18 protein-coding genes and 3 pseudogenes are annotated in these 23,289 nt (G+C 61.8%); 10 read left to right on the forward strand and 11 right to left on the reverse strand.

Going from position 1 to position 23,289, the window contains the following annotated elements:
• Positions 1–256 precede the first annotated feature (256 nt).
• The 5 genes from AB4Y36_RS30700 to AB4Y36_RS30720 form a co-directional block, all read right to left on the reverse strand.
• Complete coding sequence (locus AB4Y36_RS30700; RefSeq protein ID WP_368684983.1) at positions 257–697, reverse strand: hypothetical protein; 441 nt, start codon at positions 695–697, stop codon at positions 257–259.
• Between the two features lie 236 nt (positions 698–933).
• Positions 934–1,356, reverse strand: coding sequence for a hypothetical protein (locus tag AB4Y36_RS30705; RefSeq protein ID WP_368684984.1), 423 nt, complete (start codon positions 1,354–1,356; stop codon positions 934–936).
• 154 nt (positions 1,357–1,510) lie between these two features.
• Positions 1,511–1,924: a hypothetical protein gene (locus AB4Y36_RS30710; RefSeq protein ID WP_368684985.1), complete on the reverse strand. Its 414-nt coding sequence runs from the start codon at positions 1,922–1,924 to the stop codon at positions 1,511–1,513.
• Between the two features lie 326 nt (positions 1,925–2,250).
• Positions 2,251–2,721, reverse strand: coding sequence for a cupin domain-containing protein (locus AB4Y36_RS30715; protein ID WP_083245393.1), 471 nt, complete (start codon positions 2,719–2,721; stop codon positions 2,251–2,253).
• Between the two features lie 78 nt (positions 2,722–2,799).
• Entirely contained in the window at positions 2,800–3,300 is a 501-nt protein-coding gene (locus AB4Y36_RS30720; RefSeq protein WP_368602920.1) for an SRPBCC family protein, read from the reverse strand.
• A 573-nt stretch (positions 3,301–3,873) separates the two neighbouring features.
• Between AB4Y36_RS30720 and AB4Y36_RS30725 the strand changes: the two genes are divergently transcribed.
• Both AB4Y36_RS30725 and AB4Y36_RS30730 read left to right on the forward strand, forming a co-directional pair.
• On the forward strand, positions 3,874–4,431 hold the full coding sequence (locus AB4Y36_RS30725; protein WP_368684986.1) for a hypothetical protein: 558 nt from the start codon (positions 3,874–3,876) through the stop codon (positions 4,429–4,431).
• 701 nt (positions 4,432–5,132) lie between these two features.
• A pseudogene (locus AB4Y36_RS30730) lies at positions 5,133–5,517 on the forward strand (isocitrate/isopropylmalate family dehydrogenase); the annotation flags it as partial.
• A 172-nt stretch (positions 5,518–5,689) separates the two neighbouring features.
• Here the strand turns inward: AB4Y36_RS30730 and AB4Y36_RS30735 are convergent.
• The 4 genes from AB4Y36_RS30735 to AB4Y36_RS30750 form a co-directional block, all read right to left on the reverse strand.
• Positions 5,690–6,787, reverse strand: coding sequence for a PAS domain-containing protein (locus AB4Y36_RS30735; RefSeq protein WP_069267192.1), 1,098 nt, complete (start codon positions 6,785–6,787; stop codon positions 5,690–5,692).
• A gap of 222 nt (positions 6,788–7,009) precedes the next feature.
• A complete protein-coding gene (locus tag AB4Y36_RS30740) occupies positions 7,010–7,978 on the reverse strand; it encodes a 2Fe-2S iron-sulfur cluster-binding protein (RefSeq protein WP_368619645.1) in 969 nt (322 codons plus the stop codon).
• Between the two features lie 80 nt (positions 7,979–8,058).
• Positions 8,059–9,519, reverse strand: coding sequence for an NAD-dependent succinate-semialdehyde dehydrogenase (locus AB4Y36_RS30745; protein WP_368684987.1), 1,461 nt, complete (start codon positions 9,517–9,519; stop codon positions 8,059–8,061).
• A 9-nt stretch (positions 9,520–9,528) separates the two neighbouring features.
• A complete protein-coding gene (locus tag AB4Y36_RS30750) occupies positions 9,529–10,677 on the reverse strand; it encodes a ring-hydroxylating oxygenase subunit alpha (protein WP_342948080.1) in 1,149 nt (382 codons plus the stop codon).
• 398 nt (positions 10,678–11,075) lie between these two features.
• Here AB4Y36_RS30750 and AB4Y36_RS30755 point away from each other — a divergent pair, with 398 nt between their 5' ends.
• The 6 genes and pseudogenes from AB4Y36_RS30755 to AB4Y36_RS30780 all read left to right on the forward strand — a co-directional run bounded on the left by AB4Y36_RS30755 (position 11,076) and on the right by AB4Y36_RS30780 (position 18,301).
• Positions 11,076–12,521, forward strand: a complete 1,446-nt coding sequence (locus tag AB4Y36_RS30755) for a cytosine permease (RefSeq protein WP_342948079.1) — start codon at positions 11,076–11,078, stop codon at positions 12,519–12,521.
• Between the two features lie 24 nt (positions 12,522–12,545).
• On the forward strand, positions 12,546–13,697 hold the full coding sequence (locus tag AB4Y36_RS30760; protein ID WP_368684988.1) for a porin: 1,152 nt from the start codon (positions 12,546–12,548) through the stop codon (positions 13,695–13,697).
• Positions 13,697–13,834: pseudogene (locus AB4Y36_RS30765) on the forward strand (LysR family transcriptional regulator); the annotation flags it as partial. The gene AB4Y36_RS30760 and the pseudogene AB4Y36_RS30765, both read left to right, overlap by 1 nt.
• 54 nt (positions 13,835–13,888) lie before the next feature.
• Positions 13,889–15,124 carry an SRPBCC family protein gene (locus tag AB4Y36_RS30770; protein WP_368684989.1) on the forward strand — a complete coding sequence of 412 codons (1,236 nt, stop codon included), beginning with the start codon at positions 13,889–13,891 and terminating at the stop codon, positions 15,122–15,124.
• A gap of 256 nt (positions 15,125–15,380) precedes the next feature.
• Positions 15,381–16,970 (forward strand): amino acid permease, encoded by a 1,590-nt coding sequence (locus tag AB4Y36_RS30775; RefSeq protein WP_368684990.1) that lies wholly within the window; start codon positions 15,381–15,383, stop codon positions 16,968–16,970.
• 62 nt (positions 16,971–17,032) lie between these two features.
• Positions 17,033–18,301, forward strand: coding sequence for an NAD(P)/FAD-dependent oxidoreductase (locus AB4Y36_RS30780; protein ID WP_368684991.1), 1,269 nt, complete (start codon positions 17,033–17,035; stop codon positions 18,299–18,301).
• 162 nt (positions 18,302–18,463) lie between these two features.
• On the opposite strand, the pseudogene AB4Y36_RS30785 reads toward AB4Y36_RS30780, so the two are convergent.
• Positions 18,464–18,613: pseudogene (locus AB4Y36_RS30785) on the reverse strand (alpha/beta hydrolase fold domain-containing protein); the annotation flags it as partial.
• 210 nt (positions 18,614–18,823) lie between these two features.
• Between AB4Y36_RS30785 and AB4Y36_RS30790 the strand changes: the two are divergent.
• Positions 18,824–20,242: an MFS transporter gene (locus AB4Y36_RS30790; protein WP_368684992.1), complete on the forward strand. Its 1,419-nt coding sequence runs from the start codon at positions 18,824–18,826 to the stop codon at positions 20,240–20,242.
• Positions 20,239–21,483: an amidohydrolase family protein gene (locus AB4Y36_RS30795; RefSeq protein WP_368684993.1), complete on the forward strand. Its 1,245-nt coding sequence runs from the start codon at positions 20,239–20,241 to the stop codon at positions 21,481–21,483. Before AB4Y36_RS30790 ends, AB4Y36_RS30795 begins: the two co-directional genes overlap by 4 nt.
• Before the next feature lie 57 nt (positions 21,484–21,540).
• Here the strand turns inward: AB4Y36_RS30795 and AB4Y36_RS30800 are convergent, their stop codons facing one another.
• Complete coding sequence (locus tag AB4Y36_RS30800; RefSeq protein WP_368684994.1) at positions 21,541–23,280, reverse strand: glycerol-3-phosphate dehydrogenase/oxidase; 1,740 nt, start codon at positions 23,278–23,280, stop codon at positions 21,541–21,543.
• Between the last annotated feature and the right edge of the window lie 9 nt (positions 23,281–23,289).

The following is a 23,289-nucleotide window of genomic DNA, read 5'->3' on the forward strand; positions in this document are numbered from 1 at the left end:
CACATTCGGGAAGTAGTGCGACCTGTTTGCGGTCATCGCCTTCAACGAATCGCTTCATGAGTCACCCAGATCTCAGTGCGTTGATTCAGTTTAGGCGACTAACACGTTTTCACACAGGCTGGACCCGAACCAGACAGTCATCCCGCTCCAAAGCAGTCGTTCAATCCGTTTCGTAAGCGATCAATCAATGACGCTCTGCGGCGTCGAGGCATATGCTCGCCATCCGGCAATTGCAAGAGCCATTCTGAGAAAGGGGTTAGCTATGACTGGACAAGGTTTGTGCGCAAATCGAATTCCAAACGACGGCGTCGAGCGGCATCACGGTTGACCAAACTATTCTCCCCGCGAGTGAAGGATGCGGGGCAAATCCGAAGAACTGGTCAACGGCTCGGGTTACTCCCTTGTCTTTCAACAAAGCAACACCCTCAGTCAGAAGGTGCTGCTCCTGCCAATCGCGGGAATTCACCAGCGCTGAGAAATCCCTGAAGCTGTCTGCAATAGGATGAAGTCCACCCTCCAACACATCAATTTTCTCAACCTTCCCTGATCGGCGCTCAAAGAATAGATCGCCGAAGACGGACGCCCCTATCGGCCTAACCGGACCATTGACCAAGCTTGGCCACTGCGCCAAGAGATTACCAAAATCAAGATGTGCCGCATCGACAAAAATATCGTCCCAAGACAGTTGTGAGCTCATTGACGCCGAATCGTAAGTTTGAGTTGAAATGTCCTTCGGCCTTCCATTAGGTTTTTGGGCCTACTCGGAGTGAATCACCTACCTGCCGTCTCAGGATTGTCAGCAATCTAGCAGCTTCTGTCGAGCGGCCGCATGTGGCCGTTCAGCGCCAGATGACCGAACGCGATGATCGTCTCGGGCGTGCGCGCGATACAAATGGCATAACCCGACCCGATATAGCGGACACTGGCGTGTCGCTATGGAAGCGTCAGTGTCACGAGCGACAATTGGTCGTCTGAGAACTCATAGTGAGTCCACACACCCTGCTGTTCAAATCGAATCCACGCAGCTCCATCCTTCGCTTGAGACGTCTTGATGCCAGCGCTCGTTGCGAAATGCATGGCTGCGGCATAGGCGTTGAAGCAGGGAACTCCAATGACGTCACTACTTATCGCGGAAAAGCCGGAGCGAGGTCGGATGTAGCACCAGATGACCGAGAGACGTTGCGTCTCGTCGAATCGGAATTCAAAGGCCGCCGATTTCGCAGACGAACTGAAGCTATCAGCAGTGTTTTCGTGTAGGCGGTCGAAATCATAGACAACGTCCATGTCAAAGTGCTCTAGTACCTCGATGACCGAGTCGCTCTTCAGATTTTTGCCGAGATAGCTTACGAGTTGCATCAGGGTGCCTCAGGTTTCTGTGGTGGAATTTTGACAAGCAGCGTTGCCATTGGCACGTTCTAGATTGTCGTTCATCTGGGAGCACTAGCCCAATGACCGCCCCTGGCCGACTGATGCTATATGAGCGGCGCCGGATATAGCGATCATGGCGGCGTCAAAACGCTCTCCAGACCTCGGAGCCAACGAATGCGTAGTGTTCCGGCCCGGAGGCTGGCCCAGGTAGAACTGCGGGCCATTCGATGCACGGATAGTAGATATACATGGGCAGGACAAAGTACAAGCTGCGTCTCACATCGACGATTGTCGTCAGCCTTTCGAACTTACGCTCCATCCAACTGAATGCTACGAAACCCGAGCAAGCGGACATCGAGAATATGCAGCCCCACGCGTAGCCGGGCAACTGGCGGCCGTCCACTATGGCGGTGTGGTACGAGTCACCATGCGGCGGTTCCCCTTCGTATTTCAGTGCTATCTCGTAGCTGCCGTCCGGCGGTAGTAGTACATATTCACCCATGCCAGCCCAGTGGCTAAGCTCTTTCTCCGTAAACTGGATTACGTGCGATTCCATCTAGGTTCTTCAACACCGCGGATAAAGAAGATATGCAGATTGTCGACGATTTCCGCGGCGGTGTCGAAGGACCGCTTGTGGCCGCACTGCGTCCCACGACCGGGCACGGCGCTCGCCCCCCGGCCAGCATCTCACGCAACGGCATAACCGACCCGTTACGGACGCTCGGACTTGCTGGAAGCGGCCGTTCGGCCGCGCCCCGGGGGCCGCAAATCGTCGGCGATCTTCGAGCCAGGTCGAATCAGACAATTGCCGGGAGTCGCTCGTCTTGCACGAATGGTGCTGTAAACAGTGCAGAACGTCGGCGCGACTTCGATGGACGATATTTATTCTGTGCCGTCGTGGCCAAAGTCAACGAGTACCTCACTGGGGCCGGCCACGTATAGCCTCTTACGTTTGCGCGGGTAATCGCAAACGTCGTGCTCCAACCTCTGACCGGCGATGATTAATACCAGAGGGATGCCGCCAGTGTTCGAAAGATTGTGGGCAGCGCCTTCCCGTGCGAACCCCAAGAAATCTCCCGCTCCGATTTCATACACCTGGCCGTCGATGGCTGCCTCCCCGGCCCCTGAAAGGACGTAGACACATTCCTCTTCATAGAGATGCCGATGATATTCGGCGGATTCGTGCCCGGGCATGAGTGTCACCAAATGAAAGCCGAATTGCGTGATCCCCGTGATGTCTCCGAGCGACTTCTTGAGGCGTATGGCCTTTTCGTTTAATGGATGGACAGAACGCTGCGGCGTCATCGCCTCGATATCGGCAGCCTTAAGCAACTCGCGCGGGTGTTTCGACATAATTGCCTCAACTTTTACAGGTAAATCGGTGGGAGTAAGGATTTTGTGCGGAGTCGCACGAGAAGCGGGCGCGGGCGCTCAAGGCGTTTTAGATTCCGCGCGCTGCTTGACCGCGGCATTCATTGCCTGAAAGTTTCGCCGAGTTTCCTCGATCACGTCCTTCGTCAACCATCCAACAAGCAATCCAGAGAAAGACTCCGTTTGCTCAAGATGGGTCCCATCGGCTACGGCTGTCAGGTGAATGCAATGTGTACCGTCGAAGACACCGCGAATCCATACACTGCCACGCCAGCAAAGGTCTTGTTCCGGACGAACGCGCACGATAGTCGGTTTGAATACCATCGAATCCGGTCCAGTGCCTAGCACAATGCGAATTGTTGCTCCTTCCCTGAACTCGCCGTCAACCCGAGTAATGAAGGGATTCCAATCGGGATACGCGGCGCTGTTTGATACGACTTTCCAGACATCGGCAGGCGGCCGATCGATAAGAACGTCAGCACGCGCGCGACTATCTTCGTGCAGGATGCAAAGGGCTCCAATTACGCCGACAACACTAGCGACGATGCCTTTCAGCAGCAATCTCCGTAAGCCCATATGCGCCCCGTAATCCGTTGTAGTGCTGCTGCTGCAGCCTTGAATTTACAGATTGTCGATGATCCAAACACCGATGTCGACCGGCCGAAAATGGCCGAACCCGGCAGTTCGCTGCTCGCGTGCGCGAAACAAGGGAAGACTCATGGACGAATGCATTCAGATCGGGGCTCACGCGCTGTTCGCGGCTGCAGTCCTGAGCCCCGAGTGGGGAGGTGAGTATCGGGAAGCAGACGACCGAGCTCGCTGCCAGAGAAGCGCGCAGAATGAGGGACGTCGCCGCAGGGGAGACGGAGCCGTCGAACTGAGGACGACGGACAGGCCCGAGTCAACAGCGACTGTTCACGCCCTGTTCGATTAGCGTTATATGTGCGGAAACGAACAGTCGCATGGAGATTGGTCGCGTAGAAGCGGACTTCGAGCCCGAAACGTCCGATCTGCGGCAAGACAAAGCCGTGTGTCAGCCCTAAGCGCGGTTGGCCGGACTTCGGCGATCCAATCTTCTACAAGGGACACCTTCATATGGGACGGCTGATGGTCGGAGCAGGGGAGATCGGCGTCATGCATCCCCGAACGCGCGCCGTGGTCACCGCATTGGCGACATTTGGGGCCTCGCCCTGCGTCATACTCGGCATCGTGAAGGGAACGACTCGAATATTGGCGCACATCCACCGTGCCAATGACCTTAAAGTGCTAAAAGGCCAACTGGCCGCAATTCTTCGTGACGCCCTGCCCGCGAACTCCCCCGCTTCAGCATTTATCGCGACGGAAAAGTACATCGGGGATACCGATGACGGCCCAGTTCAGGCCGTGATGATTGAAACTCTGAGAACGATATTGAGAGAGCTTCATGTGAGCCTTCAAGCGGAATGCATGAACAGAATGTCTGCCGTCCTCAGTTACGACGGTTACCACTTGCCCGACGAAAGTAACGGCTTTTACTTTGAGTTTGGCGAAGGCGAGATAGCAGCGCTGACAAAGTGGGCCGAAGCGTACGAAACGCGCTTCTGGGGCCGCAACGGCGTACTCCCAATGGCGATTCGTGACGGTATTAACAACGAAGACCCGATGGACGCCATTGCACGCTTGTACCGCAACGACTTCCCACCCCTTAGATGAAGGACAGCTAGTTCTTCTTCAGACACCCCGACCGGCCGAGGCTTTTTCAGATCGTTTTTGGGACATTCTACGGTGCTCGGCAGTACGGACCCGAATACGCCGGTCTGCGTCGCCGCAGATTCGGAGGCCAGCGAGGTCAACGACATCACCGTCACGAGCGGCCCGTTTCCGGAAGACCCGGCACTGACGATGCCCGCCTTCCCATTGCACGCTTGTACCGCAACGACTTCGAGAGGCGATTTGCTTTCGGCGGTCGCGAAACCACACATAACATGGAGTACCTTTGTGGGTAGGCCTGCCGAGCGAGGTGCGCCAAACCTGGAGCAAGGGCGCACACAAAAAATGAGCCGGTTAATCCGACTCTTGCTTCTTTGCGTTCTCGTAATTTGCAGTCCTACACAATTTTACCTAAGCTTTATTATAAAATGGGGGCGCATCCCGGTGCGATGCGGCGCGAGGCGATGGGTCCGGAGCCAATCACGGCCGGAAACGTATGGCGTTTTCATACATCCTAGTTTTCTACCAGCATCGATGTCTTATGATAAGAATACTTATCCGAATAGCAATGAAGCACCACACCTTTCACCCAATTCTTCGCACCCCGCGTTCAACGCCTCCACACGGCAGGTGCTAATTTCCGCCACGCTTGCAGCTATCGAGCGCGCACCCATTCTGGCGCGCCGCGCAACGGAGAACGCGACATGGGCAAGACATTCAAAATCGCCGCCATCGCCGGCGACGGTATCGGCCAGGAAGTGATGCCCGAGGGCGTGCGCGTGGTCGAGGCGGCGGCCGCGAAGTTCGGCCTGAAGCTCGAAATTAGCCATTTCGACTGGGCAAGCTGCGACTACTACCTGCAGCACGGCAAGATGATGCCCGACGACTGGTTCGCCACGCTCGAGGGTTTCGACGCGATCTATTTCGGCGCGGTCGGCTGGCCCGACAAGGTGCCCGATCACATTTCCCTGTGGGGTCGCTACTGAAGTTCCGCCGCGAGTTCGACCAGTACGTGAACGTGCGCCCGGTGCGTCTGCTGCCGGCGTGCCGTGCCCGCTCGCCAACCGCAAGCCCGGCGACATCGACTTTCTCGCACGACGCGATCATGCAGGCCATCGAGAAGGTGCTGGTGGAAGGCCCGCGCACGCCCGATATGGGCGGCACGGCGAACACCACGGAGATCGGCAGGGCAGTCGCCGCCGCGCTTTAAGCGCAAAGGCGTGGGATGTCCCCGCTGGACACCCCGGTACTGCTCACGCACTCAGTGCGGCGCGGCCCCCGTTGCCGCGTTTTCTTCCGCGCCCGGCTGTGCAGCCGCGGAGGCGCCTGCCGCCATATCGGCTGGCTGCGCGGCGCGGCACAGTGCCGTGAGCCATACGTCCTCGCCATGCGGTGCCACGCGCGCGTAGCCTTGCTCCACCACCAGCCGCCACGTATCGTCGGGCAGCGCCGCCCGATACAGCACGCGATAGTCGCCGCGGTGCGCGAGCGCTTCGTTCACGGCCGCTTCGCGCGCCGCGCGGTCATCCGGGTGAATGTGCCGCGAAAGCTCGACATAGTGGCGCGGCGCGTGCGCCGGATCGACGCCGAACAGGCGGCACCATTCGTCCGAAACGATCAGCTCGTCCTGCGCTCGCAGCCAGCGCCAGGCGCCGAAGCCCGCAATGCGCGCGGCATCGTTGAGCAGTTGCAGCCGCCGTTGCTCTGCGGATTCCACTTCCTTGCGCGCACTGATGTCGATGGTGGTGCCCACCACGCGCACCGGGCGCCCCGCGTCGTCCAGCAGCGTGGCGACGCGCGACTCGATCCAGCGGATCTGCCCGTCCGGCAAGATGATGCGGAAGTCCCAGACGCGCGGCGCCGTGCTCGCGACCAACTCTCTAAGCGTCTCGTCGTTCAGCCAGATCGAATCCTCGGGATGGAGGATTTCCCAGAATTCGGCGTTGCTGTGAATCTCTCGGCCATAAAGCTTCGCGCAGTTGCTCGAATAGATCAGCTCGTCGGTGACGAGATTCCATTCCCACGTGACGATGCCCGCCAGTTCCTGCGCCTGCTTCATGCGCGCCTCGTTCGACATGATCTCGGCGGTGTAGCGGCGGCGCAGATCGGTCATCGGCAGTTCGGTATTGCCCGCGATGCCGAGGTCTTTCACGGCATCGTCGCCATAGCGCAGCCAGACCCAGTTCACGTCGAGAAACGCTGCGAGGCGGCGCAGGTTCGAATAGTCGATCTCGCCGCCGCGCGTCCACTTGTGCACGGCGGGGCGTGAAATGCCGACGGCGTCGGCGACTTGCTGCAGGCTCAGCTTCTTGTGCTCGAGCAGCACTTTCAGACGGAACGCGAACGTATCCTCGGACATCCATTTCCCTCTGTGACGAATCTCGCGCGGTCGAAAGAATCAAGCGCAAAAGGGCGGCATACACCCCAAGGCCGCCGATCGGGGCCGGGAGTATGCCGCCTCTGATGAATGGGGCGCGCGGCCCCGACGTTTCGTCTGCTCCGTAATTCCCGCTAGTTTAACGGATCGGCAAGCGGGCCGTTCCGGACGGACGTCTCACGGTGTCCCGCCTACGCAGCCGGCCTAGAGGTCGATCACGAGGCGCGGCGTGCGCGCTCGCGACACGCACAGCAAAATAGTCTTCTGCGCGGCTTTCTCGTCGTCGTCCAGATATTGGTCGCGGTGATCCGCCTCGCCTTCGAGGATGGGGACTTCGCAGGTGCCGCACACGCCTTCGCGGCACAGCGACTCCACCGTCACGCCCGCGCGCTCGATAGCCTTGAGGATGGTCTCGTCTTCGCCCACCTCGAGTTCGATGCCGGACTTCGCCAGTACGACCGTGAACGCCTTGCCGCCCGTGTCCGTCGCGGCGAACTGCTCCGAGTGCAACTGCGCCTTCGGCCAGCCCAACAGCGCGGCGTTCGCGTAGACCGCGTCGTTGAGGCCTTGCGGGCCGCAGACGTAGACATGCGCGTCGCCGGGCAGATTGTGAAAGAGCTTGAAGAGATCGAGCTTCTGACCTTCGCTGTCGATATAGCAGTGCACGTTCGCCGCGTGGGGGCCGGTCTTCAACTCGTCGACGAAGGCGCCGTGCTCGGGACTGCGGTACGCGTAGTGCAGTTCCAGCTCGACATCCTCGGGGCGATGCTCGGCCAGTTGCGCGAGAAAGGGCGTAATGCCGATGCCTCCCGCGATGAACACATGCCGCTTGGGGCCGTGTGTGTTCGCGAGTTCGAACAGATTGGCGGGCGAGCCGATCGCGAGCCGCGTGCCTGCCTCGACCTTATCGTGCATGAAGGCTGAGCCGCCGCGCGAATCCTCTTCGCGGCGCACGGCGATCTGATACTGGCGCGTGTCGTGCGGCGAACTCAGGAGCGAATACGCATTGTGGTGCCACTGCTCGCCGTCCTGCATCGAGACGAGCACGTGGGCGCCGCCGCTGAATTCGGGCAGCGGGGCGCCATCGGGCAGCGCAAGCGTGAAGCGCTTGATGAGCGGAGTGAGTTGTTCGACGGCGACGACGTCGACAGTGATCGATTCGCGGGCGTTCATGTTGATTTCCTTGACTTCTGAATCCGGAAAAAGCAGCGGATGCGGCACGGTCCGCATCCGCGCGAAGCTGGGCGCCCGCCTTAGCGCGTGACACCCGCCATGCAGAGGTACTTGATCGACAGATAGTCTTCGATCCCGTACTTCGAGCCTTCGCGGCCGATGCCCGACTGCTTCACGCCGCCGAACGGCGCGACCTCGTTGGAGATCAGGCCCGTGTTGATACCGACGATGCCGTACTCCAGCTGGTCGGCCACGCGCCAGATGCGGCCGATGTCGCGGCTGTAGAAGTACGCGGCGAGGCCATAGATCGAATCGTTCGCGAGCTGCACGACTTCCGCGTCGCTCGAAAAGCGCACGATGGGGGCGACCGGCCCGAAGATTTCCTCGGCGAGCACGGCCATGCCGGGTTTCGCATCGGCGAGCACGGTGGGCGCGTAGAAGTTGCCGCCGCGTGCATGCGGCGCGCCGCCTGTGACTACGTGCGCGCCTTGCGCAACGGCGTCGCGCACGAGGCCGTCGACCTTGTCGCGTGCCGCTTCGGTAATGAGCGGGCCGATGTTCACGCCTTCGGCGAAACCGTCGTCGACCTTGAAGGCGCTCACGCGCTCGGCAAAGCGGCGGCAGAACTCGTCGTACAGGGCATCGTGCACGTAGAAGCGGTTCGCGCACACGCAGGTCTGGCCGGCGTTGCGGTACTTCGACAGCAGGGCGCCCTCGATGGCGGCGTCCAGATCCGCATCGTCGAACACGATGAACGGCGCGTTGCCGCCCAGCTCCAGCGAGACCTTCTTGACCGTGTCCGAGCACTGGCGCATCAGGAGGCGGCCCACTTCGGTCGAGCCCGTGAACGTGAGCTTCCTGACGAGCGGGCTCGACGTCATTTCGAGGCCGATCTCGCGCGACTTGCCCGTGACGATGTTGATCACGCCGGCCGGAATGCCGGCCTGTTCCGCCAGTGCCGCGAGTGCGAACGCGGAAAGCGGCGTCTCGTTGGCGGGCTTGATGACGATGGTGCAGCCGGCGGCAAGCGCCGGTGCGGCCTTGCGGGTGATCATCGCGGCCGGGAAATTCCACGGCGTGATGGCGGCGCACACGCCGATCGGCTCCTTCGTCACGACGAGGCGCTGGTCCGGGTTCGGGCTCGGGATCACGTCGCCGTCGATGCGCTTGCCCTGCTCAGCGAACCACTCGATGAACGAGGCCGCGTAGCCGATCTCGCCGCGTGCTTCCGCGAGCGGCTTGCCTTGCTCGCGCGTCATGATCTGGGCCAGCGCTTCCTGATTCGCCGTCACGAGCTCGAACCAGTTGCGCAACAGGCGCGCGCGCTCCTTCGCGGTGGTGGCGCGCCAGGCCGGGAAGGCGCGGTGCGCGGCTTCGATGGCCGTGCGTGCTTCCGGCGCGCCCATGTTCGGCACGTTCGCGATGCGCTCGCCGGTGGAGGGGTTGTGGACCTCGAGCGTGGCGCCGTCGTCGGCGCCGCGCCACTGGCCGTCGATATAGGCCTGCTCGCGCAGCAGGCCGTGATGTTGAAGTTTCGTCATGCCGGCCTCTTAGTCCTGATACTGCTGCGCGAGCAGATTGTGGAAGTGCGCGATGCCGTGCTCGCTGATGCCGCTGCGCTGCTTGTCGACCATGATGCGGCCCTGGCCGCGATAGCCACGCGACTTCAGGCCCTTCTGCACGCTTTCCACGAGGCGCAGGTCTTCCGGGCGGAACACGGTGCGATACCACTCGATCAGCTTTTGCTGCTCTTCCGTCGGTTCATCGTTCAGGAAGTAGATGTCGTAGTGCTGGAGCGTGACTTCGGCGCTCATCGGGAATTCATAGATGACCGTCATGAAGTCGCTGCCCGGCGGCACGTTGAACATCGTGCATGGCCACGCCCAGTAGCCGCTGAAGCTCGGGTCCTTCACGGACGGATCGAGCTTGAACGAGCGCTCCGACGATTGCGCATGACCGAATTGCACCGTCCAGTTGCCGTGCAGCGTGTGCGTGTACTGGTCGATCTTCACGGAGTCCGAGAAGCCGGGATGAGCCGGGCCGCAGTGGTAGCACTCCAGATAGTTATCGACGATCGACTTCCAGTTGGCCGGCGTTTCGGTCACGAAGCGGGCAGCCAGCTTGAGGTCGTCGATCACCGGGCAAGCCTTGCGCAGGCTGGCTTCGAGGCCCGGCAGCTGCGCTTCCACGCCTTGTGCGTCCGGGTTCAGGTTGATGAACACGAAGCCTGCGTATTCCTCCACGCGCACCGGCACGAGCGTGGAGTTCTCCTTGTCGAACGACTCCACGTGATCGCAGTTGTTGGCGTGCGCGAGCGCGCCGTCGAGCTTGAACGCCCAGGCGTGGTACGGGCAGGTGATGACGTTCTTCGCCTTGCCGCTGCCTTCGAGCAGTTGGTGGCCACGGTGCGGGCAGACGTTATAGAAGGCGCGCAGGACGCTGTCCTTGCCGCGCACGAGCAGAATGTTTTCGCCCACCACCTCGCGCGTCACATAGGCGTTCGTCTCGGCCAGCTCGCTGCGGTGCGCGACGCAGATCCACGCGTTCTCGAAGATCTTCTGTTCTTCCGACTTGTAAACCGCCTCGGAGGTGTAGTAGCTCGCCGGGATGGTCCAGGCGAGTTCCGGGTTGGCGCAGAAGTCGGCCGGGAGTTTCGGCTGTTCGGGTTTCTTGTGGAATTCGATCGGGAGGTAGGTCATGGGGTCCGCCGCACTGGGGTTGGTTAACTAACAGTTACGATGAAACTATAAGTTAACGAAAATATAAGTGAAATTTCGGCGGCAGTGGATCAGGGTTATCCCTTGACGTTGTCGGAGACGGCTCTTCCGTTGATGCACCGAGGCTATTCTTGTTCTTGTAAATCAATGTCCATTGACGTTTGGCAAAGCAAATCGATTTCTCCCCGGGCGTCAATAGGAGGATGCGATAGTGCGACGAACCTCTCTACGGTGCGTAACATTGTTAACTGATGGTTTTAGATTAACCGCAGGATAACCGCGCCGTGTCTGGAAACTGGAACCTCTGGTATCGGGGCCGGCGTGGGAAGCGCAGCCGCGTCATGCGGGGCCGCGCGAGCCACCCCACAACTGGAGGAGACATGTCCCAAGAGGCAATAGCCGAAGCGCTGGCCAACGAGCCGTCGCGCGCCAAATCCCGTATCGAATCACGCTCGATCGACTACGTGCCGCTCGCCGAACGCAAGGGCCGGGCGTGGCACCTGTGGCCGGTATGGTTCACGGGCGATGCCAATCTCGCGACCATCGCGGCCGGTGCGATCGGCATCAGCATGGGCGGCAACCTGTTGTGGAGTGCGATCGCCATCGTGCTCGGCAACGTGCTCGGCACTTTCTTCATGGCGTTCCATTCGAGCCAGGGCCCGCAGCTCGGGCTACCCCAGATGATCCAGTCGCGCCCGCAGTTCGGCTATATGGGCGCGTTGCTCGTGTGGGTGGTCGCGCTCGTCACCTATATCGGCTACAACTCGTTCAACCAGCTGATGGCGGGGCAGACCGCGCATCATCTGCTGGGCACGGAACCGCATCTGAGCTACATCGTCTTCACCGTGATTGCGGTCGCGCTCGCGGTATTCGGCTACGACCTGATCCACAAGGCGCAGCGCTGGCTCGCGTTCGCGCTGCTCGCCGCGCTCACGATCTTCAGCATCGGCATGTGCGTGAAAGTGCCGTTCCCCGCGGGCCAGCTGAGCTTCGCCGGCTTCAAGACCACGCCGTTCCTCGTCCAGCTCTTCTCGGCGGCGGCTTATCAGCTTTCGTGGTCGATCTACGTTTCGGACTACTCGCGGTACTTGCCGCCCAATACCGGTGTGCGTGCCACCTTCTGGTGGACCTTCCTTGGCGCGTTCATCGGCGGCGTCTGGATGATGCTGGTGGGCACCGCCGCGGCGGCGCTCAACGCGCAGATCGAGATTTCCGATGCGGTTCAGCGCGCGGGAGACATGATCTTTCCGGGCTTCGGCACGGTCACGCTGCTGCTTTCGCTGCTGGGGCTGCTCGCCATTACCGGCCTGAACTTCTACGGCGCGTCGCTCACGCTGCTCAGCATCACCGACTCGTTCAAGCCGCTCAAGTCGAACGCGACCAAGCGCGTGGTGAGCCTCATCGTGGTAGCGCTCACGGCGACATCGCTCGCGTTCGCGGCGTCGGACAACTTCATGGGCAAGTTCGGCGATTTCCTCGGCATTCTCGGCTACCTGTTCACGCCGTGGACCGCGATCAACCTGGTCGACTTCTTCATCGTGCGTCACTCGCATTACTCGGTGCGCGAGATCTTCAACCCGCGCGGCATTTACGGCCGCTGGAACTGGCGCGGCCTGACCGCCTACGCGGTGGGCTTCGTCGCGATGATCCCGTTCTTCAAGACGGAGCTTTACACCGGCCCGGTCGCCAATGCGCTTGGCGGCACCGACATCGCGATGCTCGTGGGCCTGCCCGTTGCCGCGCTGGTTTATCTGTGGACCTGCCGCTCGCTCGACATTGAAAAAGAACGCCAACTCGTGCGCGAAGCCGACCGCGGCCTGAACTGACTGCGCCACCACAGCGACTACAACATGAAATCGATGAATACAATGCGGCTTGCCGCACTGCATGTGGCTGCGCTCGCGCTCGCCGCGCTTCCGATGGCAGCCCGTGCACAAAGCAGCGTCACGCTCTACGGCGTGCTCGACGCGGGCGTCACCTACGTGAGCAACGCCGGCGGTTCGTATCAGGTGAAGTTCGACGACGGTGTTTCGTATGGAAACCGCTGGGGCCTGCGCGGAACCGAGGATCTGGGCGGCGGCCTGAAGGCCGTCTTCAAGCTGGAGAGCGGCTTTCACATTGGCAACGGGCAGCTCACGAACGGAGGATCGCTTTTTGGCCGCCAGGCTTATGTAGGTCTGCAAAACAACTGGGGTACGCTCACGTTCGGCAACCAGATCGACATGACCCAGGAGTTCGTCTACCTGTACAACGCCTCGTCATGGGCGAGTGGCTACGCCATCAACCAGGGCGACTTCGACCGCATGAACGGCGACCATCTGCCGAACGCCGTGAAGTTCATGTCGAACACGTTCGGCGGATTCCAGTTCGGCGGCATGTACTCGTTCAGCAATACCCCGGGGGACTTCCATACGGGCAGCGCGTGGAGCGTGGGCGCGCAGTATCAGCACGGCGCGTTTTCGATGGGCACGGCCTATACGCAGTTGAACAACCCGTCGGGCATCTACGCGTTCGACCCGTACAACATGATCGGCGTGCGCACGTTCTTCGGCAGGCCGACCGTGAGCGTCGATCCCGCCACGGGCGCCGTCAGCTCGCTCTATGCCAACACGCCGTTCCCCGTGGACAAGCAGGGCGCCTTCGGCGTCGGCGCGAGCTACGTAGTCGACAAGGTCACGCTGATGGGCGCGTTCACGTACACGCAGATCAAGGCGTTCGGCGAAAGCGAGCACATGCAGGTCGCCGAGGGCGGCGCGAACTGGCAGATCACGCCGGCGGCAAGTCTCGTGGGCGGCTATCAGTACACGCACTTCGACGGCCATCACTGGAACCAGCTCTCGGCGGCGATGCATTACCTGCTTTCGAAGAGCACGGACGTCTACATCTCGGGCGACTGGCTGAAGGCGTCGGAAGGCGTGGATGCGGTGATCGGCTATAGCTTCACGCCGTCTTCCACGACCACGCAGGCCGATGTGCGCATCGGCGTGCGCCATACGTTCTGATGAAGCCAGCTGCCAACCCGGAGCTGGACGACCTGCGAGTCTTCTGCACGGTCGCCCGCAAGTCGAGCTTCAGTGCGGCCGCCGACGCGCTCTCCGCGTCGGCGGCATATGTGAGCAAGCGCGTCGGGATACTCGAAGCTGTGGGTGCAGGCGAACGTCTCGTGGAATCCGACTAAAAAGGAGTGTTTGGCGTGATCGATTTTACCCATGTTCGTTCGTTGCTCGAGGCGAGGCGCGAAGGCTACAGCCTCGCAGGAGACTTCTATACGGACCCTGCGATGCACGAACTGGACATCGAGGCGGTCTTCTCGAACGAATGGCTGTTTGCGTGCAACGTGGCCGAAATTCCGCGCGAAGGCGACTACATCACGCTCGATATCGACAAGACCTCGGTGGTCGTGCTGCGCGGGAAGGGCGGGGACGTCGGCGCGTTCTTCAACACCTGCCGCCATCGCGGTTCGCTTCTGTGCACCGAGCCGGCGGGGCACGCGAAGCGGCTGGTCTGTCCGTATCATCAGTGGGTCTATGAGCTCGACGGCAGCTTGCTGAGCGCGCGCCAGATGCCCGCTGGTTTCGATCGCAGCGCGCATGGCCTGCGTCCGGTTCATGTCGAGGTCATCTGCGGGATGGTTTATGTCTGCATCTCCGACACGCCACCCGATATCTCTCGCTTCAAGGCGGCGGTCACGCCGTATATCGCGCCGCACCGGCCGGATCGCACCAAGGTCGCCTTTTCCATGACGCTCGTGGAGGAGGCGAACTGGAAACTCGTCATCGAGAACAATCGGGAGTGCTATCACTGCGTAGGAAGTCACCCGGAACTGCTCGCCACGCTGATTGAATTCGCGCTGCCGGACGACCCGCGCGCGAACCGCGATTTCCAGCTCCTGATGCAGGAAAAGACGGCACTCTGGGATCATCTCGACTTGCCGCATGTGCCCGCGGATGGTGGAACGGAATTTCGCTGCATCCGATTGCCGTTCCATCGCGGCGCGGTGTCGTTCACCGCAGACGGGCGCCCTGCATGCAAGAAGCTGCTGGGCGGCCTGACCGAGCCCGATATCGGATCGGTGCGGATGTTCAGGGTTCCGAACAACTGGAACCACTTCCTCTCGGACCACATCATTCATTTTCGCGTGCTGCCCTTGTCGGCCACGCAGACTGCGCTCAAGACGACCTGGCTCGTGCACGAGGATGCCGTAGAAGGCGTGGACTACGACATAGAGACGCTCACAGCGGTATGGCGCGCGACGAACGAGCAGGACGCCACGCTGGTGATGCACAATCAGCGCGGCGTGAATTCGAAGGCGTATGCGCCGGGGCCTTATGCGCCTGCGGAGTTCATGCTGACCAACTTCACCAACTGGTACGCGCGGAAGCTGGCGGAGTACGTAAAAGGAGCGCGGTGGGCGATTTCGCAGGCTTGATGAAAAAAGTGCATCAATTAGTTCTTAAATATCGTTTGTCGTCTGCGTTTCCCAATCCCTATACTCGGTCCGGCGTCGCGTGTGTGCTGTACACCGCAGGCGCATTCCCGGCCGCTTCGTTTCAGGCGTGCGGCCACCCCAAAAAAATGAAGACGGCACGTACGTCGGTCGGTCCCGTGCGTGAACCCCGCAAGAGGGCAGCAGAAAGGCCAGACGTGCTTCGCCTCTGAAAGTCGACATGGAGACAGCGCACGTCATGCGTTCACAATCCGGCAAGAATACTGAGAATCCATCCAGCTCGAGCCCCCGGAAGCCCAAACTCCATCGCAGCCTGCAAGCGCGCCACCTGCGCATGATCGCCATTGGCGGCTCCATTGGCACGGGCCTGTTCGTGGCCACGGGTGCATCGATATCGCAGGCAGGACCCGGAGGCGCGATCCTTTCGTACATGGTGATCGGCCTGATGGTCTACTTCCTGATGACGAGCCTCGGCGAGATGGCGGCGTTCATGCCTGTTTCGGGCTCGTTCGCCGCGTACGGTGCAAAGTTCGTCGATGAAGGCTTCGGTTTCGCCATCGGCTGGAACTACTGGTATAGCTGGGCCGTGACGATCGCCGTCGAACTGGTCGCGGCGCAGCTCGTGATGGGCTACTGGTTCCCGCACGTGCCGGGCATCTGGTGGAGCGCGCTCTTCCTGGCTGTGGTTTTCTCGTTCAACGCGTTGTCGGTTCGCGGCTTCGGCGAGGCCGAGTACTGGTTCGCGTTGATCAAGGTGCTGACCGTGCTTGCGTTCATCGCGATCGGCCTCCTGATGATTTTCGGCATCCTGCATGGCGGCCCCAGCAACGGCTGGGAAAACTTCACGATCAAGGATGCGCCGTTTGCCGGCGGCTGGAGCGCGATGCTCGGCGTTGCCATGATTGCGGGCTTTTCGTTCCAGGGCACGGAGATGATCGGCGTGGCGGCGGGTGAAGCAGAAAATCCGGGCTCGACGATTCCGCGTGCAGTCAAACAGATATTCTGGCGCATCCTGCTTTTCTACGTGCTCGCGATTTTCGTCATTGGCGTGCTCGTTCCCTACACGGATCCCAACCTGCTGAAGAGCGACGTGACAGATATCGGCGTGAGTCCATTTACGCTCGTCTTCCGGCGTGCGGGTCTTGCCTTCGCGGCCGGCGTGATGAATGCGGTCATCCTCTCCGCCGTGCTGTCCGCCGGCAATTCCGGCATGTACGCGTCGACCCGCATGCTGTACAACCTCGCCATGGAAGGCCGCGCGCCGCGGCTGTTCGCGAAGCTCTCGGCAGGCGGCGTGCCGCGCAACGCACTGTATGCGACGACTGCGGTCGGGGCACTGTGCTTCCTCTCGTCGCTCTATGGCGATAAGACGATGTACCTGTGGTTGCTGAACTTGTCGGGTATGGCGGGATTCATCACGTGGCTCGGCATTGCGGTCAGCCATTATCGATTCCGCAAGGGATTCCTGAAGCAGGGCTATCGCCTCGAGCAACTGCCGTATCGCGCGAAATGGTTCCCGTTCGGCCCGATTCTCGCCGCCGTGCTGTGTACCGTCGTCACGCTCGGCCAGAACTATCAGGCTTTCCTTGCCAATAAGATAGACTGGGTAGACGTGGCCGCGACCTATATCGGCCTGCCGCTCTTTCTCGTGGTCTGGTTGGGCTACTCGGTCGTGCGCAAAAGCCGGCTGGTTCGCTACGAAGACATGGAGATCGCGCCGTGGATCGAACGCCAGATGGCGGCTTCGTCCGACACTTCGTCGAGCGCCGGTTATCCTGGCAGCATCGCTATCCAGGCGAATCAGGTGAAGGCGGCTTCGGACGTTTGATCCATTACTGCGGCGTCGACTTTCTCCTGTCTTCCTTTCGCACATCGAAATTCTGTAATCGCATGAAAAATTACTACGAATCCACCGTCTCTCGCCCGTCCTACCCGCAACTGAGCGGCAAGACAGATACGCAAATCTGCATTGTCGGCGGCGGCCTCGCCGGCCTGAATACCGCGCTCGGGCTAGTCGAGCGCGGCGTGCGCGACGTCGTCGTGCTCGATGCCGAGCGTGTGGGCTTTGGCGCATCGGGCCGTAACGGCGGCTTCGTGTTCGGCGGTTACAGCCTCGACAATGCCGATCTGCTGCGCACGCTCGGGCACAGCCAGGCGCGCTCCCTGTACCGCCTCACGGTCGACGCCGTGGACCTGATCCGCACGCGCATCGCGCGCTACGGCATCGATTGCGAGATCGTCGATCGTGGCGTCATGCTTGCGAACTGGTTCGATGATCCGTCGCGGCTCGACGCCACGCGCACGCTGATGAAGCGCGATTTTGGCGTCGACTGGGAGCCGGTGACGAAGGACGCATTGCGCTCGCAGTTGAAGACCACGCGTTATCACGGCGGACTCTTCGAGCCCAACGCTTTTCATTTCCATCCGCTGAAGTACGTGCTCGGTGTGGCGAACGCCGCTGCGCAGGGCGGCGCCCGAATCTACGACCAATCGCCGGTGCGCGCGATCGAGCGGAACGGCGCGGGCTTCGTCGTGCGCACGCCACATGGCAGCGTGACGGCGAAGCATGTCGTGTTCGCCGGCGGCGGCTATGCGCGCGGCGTCGCACCGCGTATCGAGCGCGCGGTATTGCCGATCGCGACCTACGTGATCGCCACCGAGCCGCTCGGCGCGCGCCTGGCCGATGCGATCGACGCGCCCTACGCGGTCTACGACACGCGCTTCGCGTTCGACTATTACCGGCCGCTGAAGGACACGCGCATTCTTTGGGGTGGCCGGATCTCGGTGCTCGACCGCGGCCCGGAAGCCATCGCGCGATTGCTCAAGCGCGACCTCGCACGCGTGTATCCGCAACTGGCGGATGTGAAGATCGAACACGCGTGGGGTGGCTTGATGAGCTACGCGCGGCACAAGATGCCGCAAATCGGTCGAGACGCCGACGGCGTCTGGCATGCCATCGCGTTCGGCGGCCACGGCATGGCGCCCACCACGGTTGCGGGCGAGACGCTTGCCGACGCCTTGGCGCTGGGCGTGCCGGTGCCCGAAGGCTTTTCCGCATTCAGCCTGACGCGCACCTTCGGCCTCGCGGGCCTCGCGGCCGCACAATTGACGTACAGTGCTTTCCAGGCGCGCGATGCGCTGGCTGGATACCGCCACTGAGTCCCGCATTCACTTCGCGCAACCCGATGCCTGCTGCGAGGCCGGGTTGCCTGCGCGGGTTACGTATTCGACGGCGTCAGTGAATACAGGAGCCGATGCGCCGATTCGTGAAGAAGAATGAGCGCCCGTTTATTGGGCATTCTTCACGACTCAAGGCAGCATGCAGCCATGCAGCAATCCGCGCCCGAGATGAAACTGCGCGGCAACGCCTGCTGCATGCAACCGCTCGACGTAAAAATTGCCATCGTCACGCAAGGGATCGAATTCGGCCACGGCCACGAAAGCCGGCGGCATGCCGGCGAACGACGCTATGGCACTCCTGTATCAGGCTTTTGTCGAGGCGATAGCGCACTTCCTGGGCCCGCTGGAGCCGTACACTCAGCCGCTCCGCGCGCGGGGTGTGCCGCTGTGCTGGAATCCGCATGTTCGGTGCGGTTTGTTGTCAAGACGCGTCTATTTCGGCTCCCTATACTCGCCTGACATTGCCCGGCGCCACGCCACTCCCCCTTCTGGAGGCAAGCCATGTCGACGATTCCAGCACGCATAGAACGCATGCCGTATTCGAGCTTTCATCGGCGATTGTTGTGGCTGGGAGGGCTGGGCTATGTGTTCGATGCGATGGATGCCGCCGTGCTGGCCTTCATGCTGCCGGTGCTGCGCACGCAGTGGCATCTGAGCAGCGTACAGACCGGCGTGCTCGGCAGCGGCACCTTCATCGGGTATTTCTTCGGCGCCGCGCTCGCCGGCATCCTCGGCGACGTGATCGGGCGACGCACGGTCATGGTGTGGGCGCTGATCATCTACTGCATCGCTTCGCTCATTAGCGCCGGGGCGCAGGACTGGCCGTTCTTCATGGCGATGCGCATCGTAGCCGGTGTCGGCACCGGCGCCGAAAGCGCCATCGTCGCGCCGTTTCTCTCCGAGTTCGTGGCGCGCAAGTATCGCGGCACGTTCACCGGCAGTCTGGCGGCGTTCTTTTCATTCGGTTTCGTCGCCGCCGCGGTACTCGGATATCTGGTCATCCCGCTGGCACCCGATGCCTGGCGCGTCGTCTCGGTGATCACCGCGCTGCCGGTCGTCATGCTGCTGTGGTGGCGGCGTGCATTGCCGGAGTCGCCGCGCTGGCTCGATACGCGCGGCAGAACCGCCGAAGCCGCGGCGATCGTCGACAAAATGGAAGCGGAGGTGCGCGCCAACGGCTTGCAGCTCGAACCGCTGCAAGCGCACGAGCCAGCCGCGGCGGCGACCGCGGGGCGCGGCACGCCGCTCGGCAATCTCAAGGCGCTCTGGTCGCGCGAACTGGCGAGCATTACCGCGATGGCCTGGCTCATGTGGCTGTCGATCACGTTCAGCTACTACGCGTTCTTTACGTGGATTCCCGGTTTGCTGGTGCAAAGCGGCATGACCATCACGCGCAGCTTTTCGTATTCGCTCGTCATGTACCTCGCGCAAATCCCCGGTTATTTTTCGGGTGCGTGGCTCAATGAAAGGATCGGCCGTCAGGCCACCATCGCGAGCTACATGGCCCTGGGCGGCCTCTCCGCGCTGGGACTCGCGCTCACCCACGGCAATGCCGAAATCCTGACCGCGGGCTTCCTGCTGTCGTTCTTCATGAACGGCACGTATGCCGGTGTCTACGCTTTCACGCCCGAAGTGTTCCCGACCGACGTTCGTGCGACCGGCATGGGCGTCGCTTCGGCAATCGGGCGCCTGGGCGCGATCGCCGCGCCCATCCTCGTTGGCTATCTCTACCCGCGCCTCGGCTTTGGCGGGGTTTTTGGCGCCACGACGCTGGTGCTGATCATCGGCGCGCTCGCCGTTCTGATCATGGGCGTACCCACGCGCGGCCGCTCGCTCGAAGAAATTGCCGCCATGCGCATGAAGCTCCCGGAGTCGGCGCATGACACGCTCGCGCGAGGCAACCAAAGGAGGAACGTATGAACCGCATCCTGTTCAAGAACGGTGCTTTGCTCGATCCGCTGCAAGGCGCTTTGCAGCCGGGCCACAATCTGCTGGTGGAAGGCGACACGATCAAGGCAATGTCGACACAGCCGATTGACGTGCACGACGCGCAGATCTTCGATCTCGCAGGAAAGACCCTCATGCCGGGCCTGATCGACCTGCATGCGCATATGGTCGCGACGCAGTTCGACTTGCCGGCCCAGGCGAGGATGCCCAACGTATTCGTCACGCTCAAGGCGGTTCCGATCATGCGCGGCATCTTGCGGCGCGGATTCACGACCGTGCGCGATGCGGGGGGCGCCGGCTTCGCGCTGAAGCAATCGATCGAAATGGGCCTTGCGCAGGGGCCACGCCTGTTCGTTGCCGGGCGCGCGCTCAGCCAGACCGGCGGCCACGGCGACGTGCGCGCGCGCTCGGACTTCATCGTCGGCGACGCGCCGTGCAACTGCTGCGTGCGCGTCGGGGCCTTGAGCCGCGTGGTCGATGGCGTCGACGCGTTGCGCCGGGCCGTGCGGGAAGAACTGCAGATGGGCGCCGACCAGATCAAGATCATGGCCTCGGGCGGGGTCGCGTCGCCGACCGATCCGGTCGGCGCGCTCGGTTACTCGGAGGACGAGATCCGCGCGGTCGTCGCCGAAGCCCACGCGCGCGGCACTTACGTGATGGCGCATGCCTATACGCCCGAATCGATGCAGCGTGCGGTGCGCTGCGGTGTACGCACCATCGAGCACGGCAATCTGATCGACGCACCGACCGCCGCGCTGATGGCCGAGCACGGCGCGTACGCGGTGCCCACGCTGGTGGCCTACGAAGCGTTGCATCTGGAAGGGGAGCGCTACGGCTTGCCCCCCGAGAGCGCGGCCAAGATCGACATCGTGCGCGAGGCCGGCTTGCAGTCACTGGAAATATTCAAACGCGCCGGGGTCAAGATGGGCTTTGGCACCGATCTGCTCGGCCCATCGCATCGCATGCAAAGCGACGAGTTCACGATTCGCGCGCAAGTCCTGACGCCTGGGGAGATCATCAGCAGCGCCACCACCATCGGCGCCGAAATCCTCGGCATGACGGGCAAGCTGGGACGCCTGGCACCGGGCGCCTATGCCGACGTGCTGGTGGTCGATGGCGATCCGCTGCGCGACCTGGGCTGCCTCGGCGGCCAGGGCGATCACATTCCGCTGGTGATGAAGGGCGGACACGTCGAGTTCAACGAATTGCGTTGAAGCGGTCAAGGCAGGCTAGCCGAATTGGCAGACAGGCTGGCACTTGTGCGGACATCACTAGTGAACATTCCGGGTTGCAATCTCGCCGCTGGAAAGCACAACTCCATGCCGCTCACACGCAGTTTCACGCGTCGCATCAATTTCCTGCAGCGTGCGTGCCGAATCCCATCCTAGCGCCTGTGCTGCAATCGCGGAGACTTCCAGCAACAATGCGTTCGTCAGATGCCCTGAGATCGCAATGGTCGTGCGGCGGAACACCAGATCCGCGAGATGCGTCACCATATCTTGCTCGCACAGGTATCGGATTTCATGGGTCGTATACGCCGCCTCGCCCGTGAGCGAATGATCCGCGCGTCCGTCCTGCGCATGCGCGCAGTACGCGGCGACCGCCGCAGCCGCTGTGCCATAGCGGGCGAAAAGCGTCTCGGCCCGTGCGGCCGGAAGAGTGTGGCGTTGTGCGAGCGCGCCGATCCACGCGTCCCGTTTGCCTGCATCGTGCGGATAATCACGGCCGCCGCCGATCGGCTCGTGGCGCGTGCTGATCCTGCGTGAGCGTTCGAGGCGTCCGAGCACATCGTCGGCGACGGATTCCGCAAATCCGCGAAAGGTCGTCCATTTGCCGCCCACCAGCGACAGCACCGAGATCTGCGTACCCGGCAGGTGATCGACGTGCACCACATGATCGCGGCTCACATCGCCCGGATTCGCAGCGTCTGAATAAGGCAGTGGCCGCACGCCGCTATAGCGGAAGGCGATATCCGATTGCTTGAGATCCACACGGGGAAAGACTTCGCGCAAGACGCCGAGCATATAGGCGACCTCGTCGTCCTCGCAGCGCACGCCGTCCGGATCGTCGACCCGGATATCGGTCGAGCCGATGAGCAGCTTGTCCATAAACGGATAGATGAGCGAGATGCGACCGTCCTTCGAGCCGTAGTACACCATGCGGCCGCGCAGTTGCGCATGGAGCTCGGGATGGTCGACGATCAAATGCGACCCCTTCGCTCCGCCGATATATTTCCGCTCGATCCCGAGCGCAGCATTGACGCTGTCGATCCACGCGCCGCCCGCATTGACGACGATCGCGGGCTCCGTGGCAATGCGTTCTTGCGTCACGAGATCACGCAGCCATACGACGCCGCTCTCCACGTGATCGACACTCACGTAATTGGCTGCGGCAGCGTGCTCGCAGGCAGCGAGACCATCTGCGACGAGTTCGAAGTTCAGCCGTTCGGCTTGCGTCACTTTGGCGTCGTAATACGTGGCAGTCACCTTGATCGCAGGATCGAGCAGCGGCAGGCTTTGCAGCGACTGCTTTCTGAGCGCGAAACGGTGCCGCGGCATCGTGCGGTCATGCCGGCCGAGAAAGTCGTACATCGCCAGACCGATCTTCGAGATGACCGCGCCGCGATCGGCGAGCTTTGCCTTCATGCCGAAGAAGCGGCGCGCGGACGCGATCATGCCGCCGAAGTACGAGTGAATCGGCAATACGGTTTCGAGCGGCCGCACAAAGTGCGGCGCGTTTTTCAGCAGCAGGTTGCGCTCCAGCGTGGATTCGGCCACGAGGCGAAACTCGCCGGTTTCGAGGTACTTCACGCCGCCATGGATGAGCCGCGACGGCGCGCTGCTCGCCCCCGAAGCGAAATCGGTCTTGTCGATCAGCAGGCAGTCGACGCCTTGCAATGAGAGGTCGCGAAAGAGGCCCGCGCCGTTGATGCCGCCACCGACAATCAACACGCTGACCTTCGGCCGCTGCCTCACGCGGTCGAGAAAGAATTTGCGGTTTCGTTCTGTCATCGTTGCGCT

Source organism: Paraburkholderia sp. BR10936 (assembly GCF_040965735.1).
In the GTDB taxonomy this organism is placed as follows: domain Bacteria; phylum Pseudomonadota; class Gammaproteobacteria; order Burkholderiales; family Burkholderiaceae; genus Paraburkholderia; species Paraburkholderia nodosa_A.

Coding starts and splice junctions, on each gene's coding strand:
- AB4Y36_RS30700 (WP_368684983.1), bottom strand. CDS start 697: ATGAGCTCACAACTGTCTTGGGACGATATTTTTGTCGATGCGGCACAT.
- AB4Y36_RS30800 (WP_368684994.1), bottom strand. CDS start 23,280: ATGACAGAACGAAACCGCAAATTCTTTCTCGACCGCGTGAGGCAGCGG.
- AB4Y36_RS30705 (WP_368684984.1), bottom strand. CDS start 1,356: ATGCAACTCGTAAGCTATCTCGGCAAAAATCTGAAGAGCGACTCGGTC.
- AB4Y36_RS30745 (WP_368684987.1), bottom strand. CDS start 9,519: ATGACGAAACTTCAACATCACGGCCTGCTGCGCGAGCAGGCCTATATC.
- AB4Y36_RS30780 (WP_368684991.1), top strand. CDS start 17,033: ATGAAAAATTACTACGAATCCACCGTCTCTCGCCCGTCCTACCCGCAA.
- AB4Y36_RS30750 (WP_342948080.1), bottom strand. CDS start 10,677: ATGACCTACCTCCCGATCGAATTCCACAAGAAACCCGAACAGCCGAAA.
- AB4Y36_RS30740 (WP_368619645.1), bottom strand. CDS start 7,978: ATGAACGCCCGCGAATCGATCACTGTCGACGTCGTCGCCGTCGAACAA.
- AB4Y36_RS30715 (WP_083245393.1), bottom strand. CDS start 2,721: ATGTCGAAACACCCGCGCGAGTTGCTTAAGGCTGCCGATATCGAGGCG.
- AB4Y36_RS30795 (WP_368684993.1), top strand. CDS start 20,239: ATGAACCGCATCCTGTTCAAGAACGGTGCTTTGCTCGATCCGCTGCAA.
- AB4Y36_RS30760 (WP_368684988.1), top strand. CDS start 12,546: ATGAAATCGATGAATACAATGCGGCTTGCCGCACTGCATGTGGCTGCG.
- AB4Y36_RS30710 (WP_368684985.1), bottom strand. CDS start 1,924: ATGGAATCGCACGTAATCCAGTTTACGGAGAAAGAGCTTAGCCACTGG.
- AB4Y36_RS30790 (WP_368684992.1), top strand. CDS start 18,824: ATGTCGACGATTCCAGCACGCATAGAACGCATGCCGTATTCGAGCTTT.
- AB4Y36_RS30775 (WP_368684990.1), top strand. CDS start 15,381: ATGCGTTCACAATCCGGCAAGAATACTGAGAATCCATCCAGCTCGAGC.
- AB4Y36_RS30755 (WP_342948079.1), top strand. CDS start 11,076: ATGTCCCAAGAGGCAATAGCCGAAGCGCTGGCCAACGAGCCGTCGCGC.
- AB4Y36_RS30725 (WP_368684986.1), top strand. CDS start 3,874: ATGCATCCCCGAACGCGCGCCGTGGTCACCGCATTGGCGACATTTGGG.
- AB4Y36_RS30735 (WP_069267192.1), bottom strand. CDS start 6,787: ATGTCCGAGGATACGTTCGCGTTCCGTCTGAAAGTGCTGCTCGAGCAC.